Raw genomic sequence first — 14,790 nt, forward strand, 5'->3', positions numbered from 1 at the left:
TTACTATTATTATAGCATCTTTGCCTAGTGTAAGCTATTCCTCTATAATCAAAAAGCCCTAGAAATAGTTTTCAAGGCTCCTTCTTATTTTAATAATTTTCCTAAATGATCAATCAAGGCAAACAGCAAACCACTCAATGGAAATAACAACCACCAATGGGATTTAAAAAGTGATAGCCATTCACTAACATGATCATTTTTCTCTCCTGAAGCCTCTTCAGTAGTTATGTGATTTAATCCCCAGTCATCCTCAAAATTACGTCCAAAAAGCAGAAACTCTGTGGTAACTCCAAAAACCTCAGCAATTTGCTCTATCTTGGCCAAATCAGGTGTTGTTTCCCCACGCTCTCATTTGGAGATGGCTTGTCTCGTAATAAATAGCTTCTCAGCAAGTTCATCTTGTGACATGCCTTGCTCTTTTCTTAGTTTAACTAATTGTGTCGAAAATTTAGGTTTCATACAATTCCCTACCATCGCTTTTTTAATTATCATACCATTCAATGAACGTTATTTAAAGAACTTTATTGTTGCATCAAGCAACTCATAATTGCGAAACTAATCTGACCCTTATTCCCCTTTATCATTGACCAACCAGACATGCTGCAAGAAACTGATATCTTTATATGGCTGCAAGTCACAGACCGCAAGTTCAAGCTTTGTCATCTGCTCCAACCAATCCTGACCCGACTTCAAGTCGTTGGCCTGCAAACTGTAAAAAGTGCGCATCCCCTGATACTTTTCAAGACGCATCCCCGACAACTCCAACAAATCCTCAATGCTGTATGTCCACCCTTGCGCAAAAGAGACGCTCTCAAACTCTTCTCCTTTGAGTAATTGCAGAGCTTTTGAAACATCATTTTCTAGAACTACCGTTTGCATCAGTTTGCCAACCTGGTTATGCTTGACGATCGATAATAGCCCTTGTGGCTTTAAAACACGTTTGAACTGATAGAAATAGTCTTGTCTCTCTTTTGGTTCAATGTATTCCATGACATTGTGGCAAATAAGGACATCAAAAGAATTGTTTACCAAAGTCTTCAAAGCATCTAGACTACCTAATATTTTTTGATAATCTGCTTCTTTATCAGGTTCTAACATATCTTGATTTGGTTCAATAGCAAGGACTTGATTCTTTTGTGATAAAAAATTACTGGTCATGCCTAAACCTGCACCAAAATCAAGAATGGTCTTATCTTGAATATGTTCTAGTTGGGCAAATAAAATGTCATACTGTATTTTACCCCAAGGTTCTTGTAAATAAGCTTTATAATTTTCAATATTAATCGACAAATTTATCTCCTTGCCGTTTTTAGTTTTTGTTACTCTGGTTTTCATACCACTTTATGGCATCTGCTTCCATTTGTTTAACAAAGGCATCCTTGCCATCACAATAACCATCAATATCATTGGGGAATTGCTTGGCGAGCTTACTTTTTAGGGCACCGTAGTCCTTACAGATACTTGGATGACTTCTTAGATAGTCTCTAACGGCTAAGTGGCGCTGTATATCATTCTGATTCGATTCGTCAAATACGTGAATATGATGTGTCCGCAAATCACCACCCTTGCGAAGAAACCTTCTGCCAGGTATCCCATTCTCCCCTAATGACTCATAGCCAATGGCTTCAAAATCAGGAATGAGCTGATCCACTTCAGAAATATCGTTTACGACGGGCATGATATCAATAATTGGCTTTGCGGCCTGCCCAGCGACAGAAGTACTACCAATATGATGACATGCAAGTAGCTTATCACTCAGAATGCTTTTAATTTTTGCTTCCTCTAGCAGATAGTCCTTTGCCCAAGATGCTGTGTAAGGTTGAACTGTAATTGTCATTTGTCCTCCATAAATAGAAAAGGCAAGAATAGAAACCTTGCCTTCTGTTTTGTCTTAAGTGAATCGAATGCTCTTATGATAGTGATTTAACATAGACATCTTTTGTCGTGCCAATTGAGAAGACATACTTATGGCCCTGCGTCATACTGTGGTAGAAACCTTCACCATCATAGATTTGGAATGCTTGCATGCTATTACTCTCTTCATCAGTATAGATGAAATTGTAGTAAGGGTTGTTAGCAAAGATAGTGCGTAACTCTTCATTATTAACCGGACGAGCTTTTCCTTCAACACGAACCACCTGTGTCAAGTAACCATCCTCAACCATAGTCGTTAAAGCAATACGGTCATCTCCCGTTAATTGCTGGTAAAAATGTGTTTTCGGACTAGTCATAAAGAATATCCCTTCCTCATTAGCAGCAACAATATGAGCATGCCTTGCATGTGGTTTTCCATCCTTATCAACAGTAGCAAAGACACCGACTTTCATGTCTTCAATGATAGCCATAATTTCTTTAATTTCCATAAGCCTTCTCCTGTAACCGCTTTTATTATAGTATAACAAAATATGGAGAAAGATGTAGTAAATAAAGGTATATCTAATATGAACAAAACTAATTAAGTATTATTATTTCGTTGAAATTATATGATAACATATCAATACAGTTTACATAACTTCAATTTTAAAATTAGAAGACGAGGAACACTATGTCAAAGATTTACTATCTTCCAAAGCACTTGCTACTTCAAAAATAACTGATGCGTTTTTAGAGTTAATTGAATCGATTAATAAAGAGCTTGATATTTTAGTCATTATTACGAATGCAGTCCCTACAACAAAACGTCATCCAAAATCCATTGATCTTAAAAAGTCTTTTAAACAACTTGGTTTTTTAAATGTGCCCTGTTGTAAAATAATTTGTCTTATAAATTTAAAAAATTTTCTCAACTAATATAAGTATGTATTTTAAAAAAGTATTTAGGAATATCTTTTCATTTTACAGGTAGCTCAATTTAGTAGGTGATACTGATATAATTAATAAAAACATTTTAATAAAAAGCAGTGTTTTTATAGGATGTCAAAGAACTTTGACAAAGATAATACCTATTGTAAAAAAATTTATATGGACAGCACTACCAATTTATGGGAAGATCAAATTAACAAGGGAGGTTAAAAGTGGATATTGGAAAAAAACTAAAATCAGCAAGAAATGATAATCATTTAACTCAAGAAAAAGTCTCAGAACTAATGCAAGTCTCTAGACAAACCATCTCAAATTGGGAAAATGGAAAATCCTATCCTGATGTTATTAGTATTATTATCTTATCTGATTTATACCATATCAGTCTAGATGAGTTGTTGAAGGAGGATATAGAAATGATACAACATATTGAGGAAAGCACAAATATTGTTAAAAGTAATAAAAAATTAATATTGTCTATTTTTCTATTGATTTTTATTTTTTTAATTTTGATGATATTAGCTACCTTTTTTGAAACTAACATAATATTTATTACAGGAACATTTACTTTAGTAACACTTGCTACTGCATTTCTTTTATACCAGATTGTTAAAAGGATTTAAGGTGATCGTATGGCTAATTATTTTTCTATTTTTATAACTTTCGGTCTTGCATTTTTCTTAGTTGGAGGTGTATATTTAGAGGTTCATCTTTATAAAATCATCAATATTGATGCAGCAAGTAGAGGATTCAAACATCCTAATTTTTGGGCATTATTTGCTAGCACTGGAAACAATTCCAGTGGGCTACTTCTTTATTTACTCGGTCGTAGATCTTATCCAAGTAATTTAACTAATAATCAACAACAGTTGATTATTAAATATAAAAAGAAATTCACAATTGGACTCCTATTTTTTGTAATTGGAGTTATCATTATTATATGGAGTCTCGCTTTTTTGAATTAATTTACTTTTATAATTTTCTATAAAATCATAACCACCCGTCAAACGGGTGGTTTGGTCCAGGGCTATAAGCCCAAATAACTAGCCAGCGCCTAAAGACGCTAGCTTTCACTTTGTTCAAACCTCATTGCTTTTGACTCGTCACCGGCCTCTCAAAGAGGCATTTATATTACTTACTATTATCCCTAAAGGGATTCTCATATTCTTTGACACTCAATTAATCCAACCTACTAACATAATAGCCTTCTGCACAAAAATGTTGATTACCAAATTTGTATTTCAAATTGGCGTGTTTGTCGAACATCATAAGTGCACTCTTACCTTTTAAATAGCCCATAAAACTTGAAACACTTATTCTGGGGGGAATGCTTACTAACATGTGTACGTGATCTGGCATCAGATGTCCTTCTATTATTTCCACACCTTCAGAGCTACATAATCTTTGAAAAATTTCTCCCAAACTGCCTCAGTATTGATTATAGATTACTTTTCGTCTATACTTAGGGGTGAACACAATGTGATATTTACACAGCCACTTTGTGTGTGATAAACTATGTGCCTTTTGCGCCATATTTTTACTCCTTTCGCTTTACAATTGGCTTGAACACCTATATTGTAGCGCGTTTGGAGTTTTTGGGGAGTATAACTTTCTATGCGCACCCGCATAGCGGGTGGTTTATTTGTTTCGCATCTTCGGAGCGAAACGGACTGAAACTCTCATAACAAAACAAAAAAGACAAGGTTTCTAGACCTTGTCTTTAATAGTATACCGGCGGCCGGGGTCGAACCGGCACGTCCGTGAGGACACTGGATTTTGAGTGCTACCAAGCACTTTTAAAAGTAAACAAAACTTAATTTAACAAGGTTTGAGTTTTGGAAATCAACTTAAAAACTAAGTGATTTTAAAATTTTAGTTATTTTAGAGTAACTATTTTAAAAACAACCTGAATGTTATTCTCAAAAAACATCTAATAAAAACACAGGGTGTTGTTATCCATCAAAGTTATTTCAAACTTTTTATATTTTGATTATTTCTCATTTCAAATTACGATGAGATATTCATTTTATCAATTAACTTCTTCTATCCAAAGTTTACAAGTAAGACTTGAAACTATTGAGGTTTGTATTTCAGGGTTAACAGAACAATCATAATCTTCTTCATTTGTTTCAAATCCATACATAACATCTAATACCTTATACAACTGTCCGTTCCATAGAAGTTTTTCTTCTTTCCTTGGAATATATGGCAGTGCTACAAGATCAAACTTTTCAGTATAATTTTCTTTACTCTTGTCTAAAACAACAGCTAACTCAATTACAAACAATTTTTATGTCCTCCCTTAATAAAACTCGAAAATTAGTGAGCAATAGAATTCAAATTTGTATATATCATACCTTCGTTATTTATTTCCAACTTGATGGCTTATGAGTAATACCGTACTCAATTAATTCCTCAATATTGTCTTTTATATCACCATAAACAAATCTACTAGTAACATATTTTGATTCAAAACACTTAACATACTTAGAAATCTTTTGATTTCTTAGTTTTAAATAATCAAATGGATTTTCCCCTCTTTGATCTTGTTTCCCAACTGAATTTTCTAGTTTATTTATGTAAATACCCACAATTCCCTTATCTAATTCATAAGCTTTTTTTATTTCATAATTTATCCATTTTCTATTTGCTGTATTTTGACCTATTAAAACTACTAAACATGATCGCTTTCTAAGCTGATTATCAATCCACTCTTTTATTTTATCATCTGACTTTTCTTTAACTTCTTCCCACTCATTATCTGAAAAAGTAGAATTTTGTTCCACCTTTCCCATATTCCTTACTTGGGAAGCTCTCCAATTATCATTTTTGTAACTAAAGCTAAAAAATACTTGTCTCTTTGACATTTATCTTCCTCCATTATTTAAATTATTAATTATCTTGATTATATAATCTATAGTATCATCCAGTTTCTCTTCCTGGTATACATTAATATCATTAAAAGCAATACAAATATCCTCTTCCTGCTTATTTGGTTTATTATTATCAAAAATATACTTAGACGCTCCACCAGTATAACCTAATGGTAAACAAACTAGTCCATGTGAATTCGCAATCTCAAATTCTTTTAATACCCCTTCTGCTATTTCATTATCTTTTTTATTTCCAAATAGGAATAATGCAATACCACAATTTTCAATCATTTGATTACGATTTTTTTCATATAATTCCTCAAGATTAATATCTGAAGAACTTTGTTGTGGAAATGGAATTAAGGTTAGATTATCTTTTATTTTTAAGCCATTGGCTAGACAATACTCTGAAACTCCATTTAGAACAAACTCCCCAATTCCTTTTCCATAACCGTTCACAATTTGATAACCATTTTCAATAAGCTTATAAGCAAGTTTGTGAATAAATTCTCTCCCTCCATCTATTGAAAATGGTTGATAATTTTCTGCACTTCCAGAAATAAATATAGTTTTTCTACAGAATCTATTTACGACCTCTTTTAAAATATCCGTAATTTCATCATACTCATCTACTAAGCAAGTCAAAATACCATATCTATTCAAATCTTCAATTTGTAACTCTTGTTTGACTTTTTCATATGCATAATTATCTGATAAAGGTGAAACTTTTTTTATTATACAGTAGTGATTTCTTGTATTGTTATCATCAAGCAAAACCCTTAACTTTCCGATAACATAATTGAAATTAGGGTCAGAGAAGCTAAAGCCCAAGAATAAAAAGGTCTTTGTTAACAAGTCTCCTTCCAAAACATCTCTAAATAATTTTCTTTTTTTATAGCCGAATTCCTCGTAATCACTTCTAGTGATAACTGCATCTTCAGGCGAGTCAATATCACCATGTAATTTATAAACTATTACATCGAAGTTTGAATTCAAAGCTCTTAGATGTTCATCTTTTGTTTTCATGAAAGGTAATTTCATATTATCTTCTAAAGATTTTTCTATTAACTTATCATAATTTGTAGTCCAATAAGTGGTTATTGGTAATTTAGCAAGTAGTTTATGATTTGTTGTTGGAATAGCTTTCTTTGAAAAACTTTCTCGAATCAAATTATCAATTGCTGATCTATTTCTCGAATTAGAATAATATTGTGCTAAATTAACTAAGTCAGATTCTTTCTCTACGTCTAATCCAATTTTCTTAGCAGGCTCTTTCAATAATTTTTTCCAATCACTATAACCTGCTGGGATTGACAAACCTGCACCAATGAAGGCTCCAAGTTCTTCACCTTCAATAGATTTCATAAGTTCATCTATCAGTTGTTGTTTTGTTATTTCTCCTTTTATAATAAACACCTCCAATTATTAAATTTCATAGAATATTTATGTTCCTGTTATAAACAATTTTAATGCTTACTCGTCCTTTTGATTGAATCTTCGTAACCAAGTGTAAAAAAATTTTTACAATTTCTACAGTAGTTAGCCCCACCAATGACATAGTCGGACGAACTTTCTAAAGTAAATAATTTTCTATCAGATTCCCAACATTGTTTACAGAAAATACGATTATCTTTGGGGCGATAATAATAATCAAAATGAAACTCTAGCTGATCACTTTCTAATTTATCATTTTCAAGTTCAATTATTCTGTCTCGTAATGCTCTGTTTTCATCTTTTAAAATAATAAACTCACTTTGCAAATTAAGTACAGCTCTCTGAAGTAATAAATCATTTGAGCCATTAGCTAAGTTAACTACATCTTTTAGCGCTTCGTAGATTCCCATTTTTCCCCTTTTCATAATTTTACTTCTATGAATTTATTACGATAATTATCGCAATTTGAAATTAAATAATTCATTCATTTCATCTTGAACTTCGTTGAAAATTGTATTTAATATATATCTTTCATCTTTATCAAGTTTATATTTTATGATTAAATCGTCCTTTAAGTTTAATGCTTGAACCTTACTGGTAGTTATTTCAAACATTATTGCAAATTTCAATTTATCAAGATCTTCTTTTGTAAAGTCTTTAATATTACTAACATCAAAGTCGTCTAAAAAAATAATATGATCTACTCTTTGATAAATTGTCTGTCCAAGTAACTCATCTGTAGTAGTTTTAAATAACTTGGCAAGCTTAACGACATTTTCTAGAGTCGGTTCTCTTTTCCCATTTTCCCAATTTGAATATGATCCTCTATTAATACCGATTTTATCAGCAATTTCTTGTTGAGTAAATCCTTGCTCTTTTCTATATTTAGTTAATTTATCCGAAAATATCGACATTTTTCCCCTTTTATGCTTCAAAACGACACATTTGTCTTGACAAATGCGTCATTTTGAAGCTATAATGTATTTGTGTCAATAAGACGCAACATGATTATACCATATCAGCTAAAGATAGTAAAAGGAGGAAGAACATATTGATTACAAATTAATCGCAGGTAAAACAGATAAATCAGTATCTACTATTAAGAAATGGCGTTTACGAATAGAAAAGCTTTCTGGATATAGCTTCAAGAAGGCTAAACATAAAGTGAGTCGCTATTCAACTCAAGTCTTTTATGTGTTTACTGATGAGGAAGTATCTAAGTTTATCGAAGTAAATCGTTTAGTTAATAAAACTAATAACTTAGATCAAGCTATCAAACAGGTTTGGGGTAACCTTGATACCCAGCTCGAACAAGATTCAATAGAAATGATTGCTGACTTGAGAAAGGATTTTCAAGCTTATCAAAATAAGAGCCTGTTATTAATCCAATCACTTGGGAAACAGAATCATTCCTTATCACAACGGCTAACCACTCTTAGTGAACGGTTAGATCAACTAGAAGAGGAAAAAGATAAAGGATTCCTCTCAAAATGGAAAAAATAGAAAGAAGTAAAATTATGAGTTTAAAAAATACAGACATTGTAGTGAAGAACTGGGAAGAAAAAGATTACCAATTAGTTGAAGTCCAAGAATGGTTTGAATACAAAGGGAATGACCGTGAACATGCTGGTTGGAAATATGTGATTGTCTTACCTCGCTTACGTTATGAGAAAGTTGCTGTTAAAGTGCCTAATCCAAACGGTGAAGTTCCTTTTATTTCAAGCGAAAAATTAGCTGAATTAGGATCTGCTACTGTTACCTTTACTAATCTTAATGTTGGCATGTATACTCGCACGGCTAAGAATTCAGAATTTGTATCACTAGAATTAAGTGCAAAGGCAGATGGGATTTCATTAGCTAAGGAACCTACTAAATAATCTTAGATTTTTCATGTGAGTGCGGAGAGTTCACTCACTACGAGCGAGACGACGAAGTCATAGCTCGTAAGGGAGTGAGAAACGTGTCCGCATGAACAACAATGGAAAATCTTAGATTGATTTTGTAAAGAGTTTTCTAGGATTTAATTTACCCAATATTCAATTGTAACGGGCGCACCATTCAGGGCTTGTCGACAGAATGGTGTTTAACCCAATAATACCAATGCTTTCAGCGATTTTCGAAAAATCAAGAATCCTTGAAAATCTTGGGCAAATTGATGGGTAAATTAATGGGCAAATTAAACTAATTTGCCCAAGAATAATATAAAATTTCATTAGAAAGGAGTCTAATGAGCCGAAAAAGAACAACAACTTATATCTTTGAGCAACAATTACATGCGGAGTATTGGGATTGGGAAGACAATAAAAAGAAACTGTTTTCCAATTGGGAAAGGAATAAAACAAAAATCTTCCAAGAGATTCATCGTCGCATTAAAACCCTTGAAGAAGATATACCAGCAAAGGTCGCTTTTATTATTCATGATAAAGATATCAAGTATGGTATTAAGCCAGTAGAGCCTCATATCCATGCTTATATTGAATTTGCCAGTCGTAGAGACTTATCTGTCTTAGCGAGTACACTTGGTCTCTTACCGCAATATATTGAGCCTAGTGGTCAAGGGAAATATGGAAAGGTCAATTCCAAAGCCTATTTAATTCACGCAAAGAGTCCTGATAAACATCAGTATGCTCCTAGCGAAGTGGAAACTTTTGGAACATTTGATTATGAAGCTTTTATTGAGGATAACAGAGCAGATTTTTCTAAACGCTATGCGGTTGCCAAAAAAGAAAAATCAGACGAGAGTTTGGATAAAGTATTTCAAGAAATCATTAATGGGAATATGACAGAAGATGACATCTTTGCGGACGAAGAGTTAACGTTTCTTTGGTCTTATAATCAAACAAGACTTGATGAAGCTTTTAGAGCTTATGGCAAGATAGCTTCTAAACGAACCTTAAGGGAGTTAGAGAATGGTGAGTTCAAGCCAACAATTATTTATGTGCATGGTTCCTCTGGAATAGGAAAAACAACACTAGCACTTGAAGTGATTGAAGAAATTATCAAGAGAGCTAAAGAACAAGGTCTCAACTGGAAAATGTACAGTGCTGGTGCTAAGAATATTTTTGATGAGTACTTTGGTGAAGAGGTTATTCTTTTAGATGATCCAAGATCTGATAGTCTATTACCAGCAGACTGGTTAAAACTCTTAGATCCTTTAAACAAGTCTTACCTATCCGCACGTTATAAAAATAAGTTAGTCATTGGTCGACTGATTGTGATTACTAATTATCAGTCCCTGAAGTCTTTCTTTGGAAAGATTCAAAATGAAGATTTAAACCAGTACATCAGACGGTTTAATAACGTTTTAGAGATTTCTAAGAAAAAGGGAAATCACGATAAAGAAAAAGATAGATTCTATAATCTATCAGAAATTAAAGAGTTAAGTTACAACGATTATTACCAAACAGGTAATGATCAAGAGATTCAATTACATTTTGGAGAAGAAGATATCTATTGCACTGATAATAAAGTAGATTTTATTAATCGTGTTTTAGATGAACATATTCTTCCTCGCATATTACCACAAATAAAAAAGCGTCCCAAAACTCCGGCAAGAGAAAAAGGAAACGCTTAGGACAAGCCGAGGAGCTGGAACTCCTCAACCTGTCCTTAATTATACCATAGTTATTAAGGAGAATACACATGATAGCAACCGTAACAAAAGATGATTTAGTAGCCTTAGGCTTTTCAGAGGGAACCTCACGTTCTATTATTCGTAAGGGGAAACACCTCCTCGTTCAACGTGGGTTCTATGTTTATGATAATAAACGGATTGGAACCATACCTGCAACAATTGCGGAGGAGTTATTAGATTTAAAACTAACCTCTAAGGTATAAAGCCATGGCAATACGTAAAGCAAAGAATAGTAGATGGATTGTCGACGTCAGTAATGGTGTCGATCCCATCACCTTAAATCAACGAAGGATTGTCAGAAAAGGCTTCAAAACAAAAAAAGAAGCAATCGAGGCTGAACAATATATTCGAGGTGTGGAATTAAAATCAAAAATTTCAAACGGACGAATCACTGTTAACATGCTATATCAGTTACTTAAACAAGAAGATGTTATCAATCATAGAAAACAAAGTTATATCAATACTCAAGATAATAATTATAATCGACATATAAAAGATTATTTTTCTAAAGTAAAAGATGTTAGTAAACTAGATTATGATGATATCTATAAGTATAGAGAATACTTACGAAATACAATTGCCCAAAATAGTAATGAGCCACTTAATCCAAATACAATTAATAAAATAATGGTACTTCTCAAGAAGATACTTGATATCGGTATCAAAAAAGGTTATTACACAAATAACCCTGTTAAAATGTTAAAGAAACTTCCAATTGCAAAAGCTCAACTTAATTATTGGTCAATCGAGGAATTTAAAAAGTTTCTAAATTTATTTGAACCAGAAGAATATAATTATCAATTATTATTTACTTGCCTGTTCTTTACTGGAATGCGACTTGGCGAAGCCTTAGCATTAACGTGGAATGATATTGACTTCACAACACAAACAATTCACATTACAAAATCAATATATATTAGCAAAGGTATTAGTTATATATCAACAACTAAAACCAAAGCAGGAATGAGACGTATCACAATACATAAAAAACTAAATGACGAGTTAATAGATTGGAAAAAGAATCAATATAAACTACTTGATAATTTTGTTACTGGTGATAACAATGAATTACAATTATTCCAGAACTCCCCAATGGTGGTTACTAAGAATGCTACCGAGAAGTTTTATAAGAAAATATTAAAAAGAGATCCTAACCTTAAAAGAATTAGGATCCATGATTTCCGTCACTCACACGCATCTTTACTCATCAATCAAGGTGAAGATTATTTAGTAGTAAAAGAACGCTTAGGACATGCTTCTATCACTACTACAATTGATACCTACTCACATCTGTATCCCTCCAAGCAGAAGAGCTTGGCGGATAAGTTGAATTCATTAATCTAACATCAATAAAATTATCTATATAAAATGTTATAATGTTATTATTTAATGGGACAGGAGTGTATACAGATGATCATTTGGATAAACGGAGCATTTGGAAGTGGGAAAACAACATGTGCCTGGGAACTAAAAAATCGATTGAAAAATTCCTTTGTTTTTGATCCAGAACAAGTCGGGACTTTATTAAATAATCAATTACCAAATAATCTTAGAAAAAGAAATTTTCAAGACTATTCATTGTGGAGAGTTTACAATTTTAAACTGTTAGAACATTTATCATTACAGTCAAATGATACTATTATAGTTCCAATGACAATAATAAATGAAGACTATTTTGAAGAAATTATTGAAAAATTAAGATCACGGGGAATAACAGTGCATCATTGTACATTAATTGCTGATAAGAATAATCTCACCAAAAGATTACATAATAGATTGGAATTTGGAAACACATGGGCAAAACAAAATATAGAAAATTGTTTACAAGCCTTTAATAGTGAAAAATTTGAGATTAAAATAAATACAAATGGAAAGTCAATTGACGATATCGTATCTGAGATAGGAAAGCAATTTAATCTAAATATATTACCTGATAAGAGGACAAAATATAAAAAAATGTTTGATCAGCATACTCTAAGCTTTAGAAAGCCATAAACATACTAAAACCACAAATGATAATAAATTTGTGGTTTTTAAGTATCTAGATTATATTAAAAAATTTTATAAAGTTGGTACCCAGTATCTTGCAATCTCTTCGCCATCCGATCTAATGTAAAACGAATCAAAAATTCCACCTACTTTTTCTATAGTTGCTCGACTAGCTTTATTATCTGTAAGTGCTGTAATGAAAACTTTATCGATCCCTCTGTCGTTAAATTGTTCTAGTGCATATTTAAGAAGTACTGACATTATTCCTTTACCTCTATGACTCGGGGACGTAATATAACCAATATGCCCTCCTTCTCTAGATAAGCTACCTTTTGATAAATCCCATCTACAGTCTATCCGAGCACAGATTTCATTGTCTTTAAAAAAATAATAACTTGTAACAGGAGAATAGTCAGGATTAAGTGATGATGTTTCTAAAAGTTTAATCTTATCAAAATAACTATCAAAATCGTCAATTTCATTTATGGTAGATAAAGAATATCGAAAACCATTATGCTTTTCTAAAAGTAGCTCTTTTAAAAACAACTCAAATTGTACTTTATCATCTTTATTTAAAGTTCGAATTGTAAAAGACATATTAAAAATCCTTTCAAATTAAATTCTTTATATTATATCACAAAAAAACTAATAATAACTTGTAAAAATATTGTAAGTAATTTTTAGTAACTTTGAAAGAAGATTGTCAATACAAAACAAAAAAGACAAGATCGCTAAACCTTGTCTTTATAAGTATACCGGCGGCCGGGGTCGAACCGGCACGTCCGTGAGGACACTGGATTTTGAGTCCAGCGCGTCTGCCAATTCCGCCACGCCGGCATTTAAAATTTTCATTTAAAACTGGGGTAGCTGGATTCGAACCAACGCATGAGGGAGTCAAAGTCCCTTGCCTTACCGCTTGGCTATACCCCAATAAAAATAGGCGAGTGATGGGAATCGAACCCACGAATGTCAGAGCCACAATCTGATGTGTTAACCACTTCACCACACCCGCCATATTCCAAACACGGGCAGTAGGAATTGAACCCACACTGAAGGTTTTGGAGACCTTAGTTCTACCTTTAAACTATGCCCGTTAGGATGGAAAGAGAGGGATTCGAACCCCCGAACCCGAAGGAGCGGATTTACAGTCCGCCGCGTTTAGCCTCTTCGCTATCTTTCCAAGTTAAAATATTAAATTTTATGGCGCGAGACGGAATCGAACCGCCGACACATGGAGCTTCAATCCATTGCTCTACCAACTGAGCTACCGAGCCATCAACAACATATTCATGTTTATTGCGGGAGCAGGATTTGAACCTACGACCTTCGGGTTATGAGCCCGACGAGCTACCTAGCTGCTCCATCCCGCGATAAGAAAAAGGAGGATGTGGGATTCGAACCCACGCACGCTTTTACACGCCTGACGGTTTTCAAGACCGTTCCCTTCAGCCGGACTTGGGTAATCCTCCAAATATAGTCCGTACGGGATTCGAACCCGTGTTACCGCCGTGAAAAGGCGGTGTCTTAACCCCTTGACCAACGGACCATATATTAAGTTTCATGGGCACGAGTGGACTCGAACCACCGACCTCACGCTTATCAGGCGTGCGCTCTAACCACCTGAGCTACGCGCCCAAGCCTATATAGCTTGGGTAAAACTATAAAGCGGGTGACGAGAATCGAACTCGCGACAACAGCTTGGAAGGCTGTAGTTTTACCACTAAACTACACCCGCTTAATGAAATGGGAGTTAACGGGTTCGAACCGCTGACCCTCTGCTTGTAAGGCAGATGCTCTCCCAGCTGAGCTAAACTCCCATGTTTGGAACTTTAACTCAGCTGGGCAGTGTAGAAAGCTTTCGCTTCCCCTATCTACCACTTGAAACAGTCCACTGGACTCTTTCAACTAAGCTAAACTCCCATTGAGTGGTACAAGCTAAGCGACTTCCGTATCTAACAGGGGGCAACCCCCAACTACTTCAGGCGTTCTAGGGCTTAACTGCTGTGTTCGGCATGGGAACAGGTGTATCTCCTAGGCTATCGTCACTTAACTTATGTGTAA

General features: G+C 33.7%; 19 protein-coding genes, 12 tRNA genes, 1 rRNA gene and 1 pseudogene. 8 read left to right on the top strand and 25 right to left on the bottom strand.

The features are described 5' to 3' along the window. Positions 1 to 84 precede the first annotated feature (84 nt). From ACVRZD_RS05840 to ACVRZD_RS05860, 5 genes are all read right to left on the bottom strand, one after another. Entirely contained in the window at positions 85 to 324 is a 240-nt protein-coding gene (locus ACVRZD_RS05840; RefSeq protein ID WP_155274953.1) for a hypothetical protein, read from the bottom strand. A 24-nt stretch (positions 325 to 348) separates the two neighbouring features. After that, positions 349 to 459 carry a helix-turn-helix transcriptional regulator gene (locus ACVRZD_RS05845; protein ID WP_155274952.1) on the bottom strand — a complete coding sequence of 37 codons (111 nt, stop codon included), beginning with the start codon at positions 457 to 459 and terminating at the stop codon, positions 349 to 351. A gap of 108 nt (positions 460 to 567) precedes the next feature. Further along, positions 568 to 1,290, bottom strand: coding sequence for a class I SAM-dependent methyltransferase (locus ACVRZD_RS05850; RefSeq protein WP_037626292.1), 723 nt, complete (start codon positions 1,288 to 1,290; stop codon positions 568 to 570). Positions 1,291 to 1,309: 19 nt separating this feature from the next. Then, positions 1,310 to 1,837: a GrpB family protein gene (locus ACVRZD_RS05855; protein ID WP_037626291.1), complete on the bottom strand. Its 528-nt coding sequence runs from the start codon at positions 1,835 to 1,837 to the stop codon at positions 1,310 to 1,312. Between the two features lie 73 nt (positions 1,838 to 1,910). After that, positions 1,911 to 2,363, bottom strand: coding sequence for a pyridoxamine 5'-phosphate oxidase family protein (locus ACVRZD_RS05860; RefSeq protein ID WP_037626290.1), 453 nt, complete (start codon positions 2,361 to 2,363; stop codon positions 1,911 to 1,913). Positions 2,364 to 3,014: 651 nt separating this feature from the next. Here ACVRZD_RS05860 and ACVRZD_RS05865 point away from each other — a divergent pair. Then, positions 3,015 to 3,422 carry a helix-turn-helix domain-containing protein gene (locus tag ACVRZD_RS05865; RefSeq protein ID WP_037626289.1) on the top strand — a complete coding sequence of 136 codons (408 nt, stop codon included), beginning with the start codon at positions 3,015 to 3,017 and terminating at the stop codon, positions 3,420 to 3,422. A gap of 9 nt (positions 3,423 to 3,431) precedes the next feature. Next, a complete protein-coding gene (locus tag ACVRZD_RS05870) occupies positions 3,432 to 3,764 on the top strand; it encodes a hypothetical protein (RefSeq protein ID WP_037626287.1) in 333 nt (110 codons plus the stop codon). A gap of 214 nt (positions 3,765 to 3,978) precedes the next feature. Here ACVRZD_RS05870 and tnpA read toward each other — a convergent pair. From tnpA to ACVRZD_RS05900, 6 genes and pseudogenes are all read right to left on the bottom strand, one after another. Further along, positions 3,979 to 4,332, bottom strand: a pseudogene (tnpA, locus tag ACVRZD_RS05875) (IS200/IS605 family transposase). A 496-nt stretch (positions 4,333 to 4,828) separates the two neighbouring features. After that, a complete protein-coding gene (locus tag ACVRZD_RS05880) occupies positions 4,829 to 5,086 on the bottom strand; it encodes a hypothetical protein (RefSeq protein WP_037627567.1) in 258 nt (85 codons plus the stop codon). Positions 5,087 to 5,165: 79 nt separating this feature from the next. Beyond that, complete coding sequence (locus tag ACVRZD_RS05885; protein ID WP_037627569.1) at positions 5,166 to 5,666, bottom strand: TIR domain-containing protein; 501 nt, start codon at positions 5,664 to 5,666, stop codon at positions 5,166 to 5,168. Further along, positions 5,667 to 7,037, bottom strand: coding sequence for an SIR2 family protein (locus ACVRZD_RS05890; protein ID WP_230588986.1), 1,371 nt, complete (start codon positions 7,035 to 7,037; stop codon positions 5,667 to 5,669). It lies immediately after the preceding gene. A 101-nt stretch (positions 7,038 to 7,138) separates the two neighbouring features. Next, positions 7,139 to 7,516 carry a hypothetical protein gene (locus ACVRZD_RS05895; RefSeq protein WP_194163256.1) on the bottom strand — a complete coding sequence of 126 codons (378 nt, stop codon included), beginning with the start codon at positions 7,514 to 7,516 and terminating at the stop codon, positions 7,139 to 7,141. Between the two features lie 45 nt (positions 7,517 to 7,561). Next, positions 7,562 to 8,020, bottom strand: a complete 459-nt coding sequence (locus ACVRZD_RS05900) for a helix-turn-helix domain-containing protein (RefSeq protein ID WP_037627571.1) — start codon at positions 8,018 to 8,020, stop codon at positions 7,562 to 7,564. Positions 8,021 to 8,270: 250 nt separating this feature from the next. On the opposite strand from ACVRZD_RS05900, the gene ACVRZD_RS05905 reads away from it, so the two are divergent. The 6 genes from ACVRZD_RS05905 to ACVRZD_RS05930 all read left to right on the top strand — a co-directional run bounded on the left by ACVRZD_RS05905 (position 8,271) and on the right by ACVRZD_RS05930 (position 12,735). Then, positions 8,271 to 8,609, top strand: a complete 339-nt coding sequence (locus ACVRZD_RS05905; protein ID WP_037627572.1) for a hypothetical protein — start codon at positions 8,271 to 8,273, stop codon at positions 8,607 to 8,609. A gap of 14 nt (positions 8,610 to 8,623) precedes the next feature. Next, positions 8,624 to 8,983, top strand: a complete 360-nt coding sequence (locus ACVRZD_RS05910) for a hypothetical protein (RefSeq protein WP_037627578.1) — start codon at positions 8,624 to 8,626, stop codon at positions 8,981 to 8,983. 350 nt (positions 8,984 to 9,333) lie between these two features. Further along, positions 9,334 to 10,680 carry a Rep family protein gene (locus tag ACVRZD_RS05915; RefSeq protein ID WP_037627573.1) on the top strand — a complete coding sequence of 449 codons (1,347 nt, stop codon included), beginning with the start codon at positions 9,334 to 9,336 and terminating at the stop codon, positions 10,678 to 10,680. Between the two features lie 68 nt (positions 10,681 to 10,748). Continuing rightward, positions 10,749 to 10,943 carry a DUF3173 family protein gene (locus ACVRZD_RS05920; RefSeq protein WP_000562208.1) on the top strand — a complete coding sequence of 65 codons (195 nt, stop codon included), beginning with the start codon at positions 10,749 to 10,751 and terminating at the stop codon, positions 10,941 to 10,943. 4 nt (positions 10,944 to 10,947) lie between these two features. Then, a complete protein-coding gene (locus tag ACVRZD_RS05925; RefSeq protein WP_037627574.1) occupies positions 10,948 to 12,084 on the top strand; it encodes a site-specific integrase in 1,137 nt (378 codons plus the stop codon). A gap of 66 nt (positions 12,085 to 12,150) precedes the next feature. Further along, positions 12,151 to 12,735, top strand: a complete 585-nt coding sequence (locus tag ACVRZD_RS05930; RefSeq protein ID WP_037627575.1) for an AAA family ATPase — start codon at positions 12,151 to 12,153, stop codon at positions 12,733 to 12,735. Positions 12,736 to 12,801: 66 nt separating this feature from the next. Here ACVRZD_RS05930 and ACVRZD_RS05935 read toward each other — a convergent pair whose 3' ends face one another. The 14 genes from ACVRZD_RS05935 to rrf form a co-directional block, all read right to left on the bottom strand. Then, a complete protein-coding gene (locus ACVRZD_RS05935; protein ID WP_037627576.1) occupies positions 12,802 to 13,326 on the bottom strand; it encodes a GNAT family N-acetyltransferase in 525 nt (174 codons plus the stop codon). 156 nt (positions 13,327 to 13,482) lie between these two features. Next, positions 13,483 to 13,566, bottom strand: a tRNA-Leu gene (locus ACVRZD_RS05940). A 21-nt stretch (positions 13,567 to 13,587) separates the two neighbouring features. Further along, positions 13,588 to 13,659 (bottom strand) — tRNA-Gln (locus tag ACVRZD_RS05945). Between the two features lie 9 nt (positions 13,660 to 13,668). Further along, positions 13,669 to 13,741: transfer RNA gene (locus ACVRZD_RS05950), tRNA-His, on the bottom strand. Positions 13,742 to 13,752: 11 nt separating this feature from the next. Further along, a tRNA-Trp gene (locus ACVRZD_RS05955) sits at positions 13,753 to 13,823 on the bottom strand. 5 nt (positions 13,824 to 13,828) lie between these two features. After that, a tRNA-Tyr gene (locus ACVRZD_RS05960) sits at positions 13,829 to 13,909 on the bottom strand. Positions 13,910 to 13,930: 21 nt separating this feature from the next. After that, positions 13,931 to 14,003 (bottom strand) — tRNA-Phe (locus ACVRZD_RS05965). A gap of 22 nt (positions 14,004 to 14,025) precedes the next feature. Next, positions 14,026 to 14,099: transfer RNA gene (locus ACVRZD_RS05970), tRNA-Met, on the bottom strand. 9 nt (positions 14,100 to 14,108) lie between these two features. Then, a tRNA-Ser gene (locus ACVRZD_RS05975) sits at positions 14,109 to 14,198 on the bottom strand. A gap of 5 nt (positions 14,199 to 14,203) precedes the next feature. Next, positions 14,204 to 14,275 (bottom strand) — tRNA-Glu (locus ACVRZD_RS05980). A 15-nt stretch (positions 14,276 to 14,290) separates the two neighbouring features. Beyond that, positions 14,291 to 14,364: transfer RNA gene (locus tag ACVRZD_RS05985), tRNA-Ile, on the bottom strand. 29 nt (positions 14,365 to 14,393) lie between these two features. Further along, a tRNA-Gly gene (locus tag ACVRZD_RS05990) sits at positions 14,394 to 14,464 on the bottom strand. A gap of 9 nt (positions 14,465 to 14,473) precedes the next feature. Then, positions 14,474 to 14,546 (bottom strand) — tRNA-Val (locus ACVRZD_RS05995). 117 nt (positions 14,547 to 14,663) lie between these two features. Continuing rightward, positions 14,664 to 14,779: ribosomal RNA gene (gene rrf / locus ACVRZD_RS06000) — 5S ribosomal RNA — on the bottom strand. Positions 14,780 to 14,790: the final 11 nt, after the last annotated feature.

It is taken from the genome of Streptococcus hongkongensis (assembly GCF_053206145.1).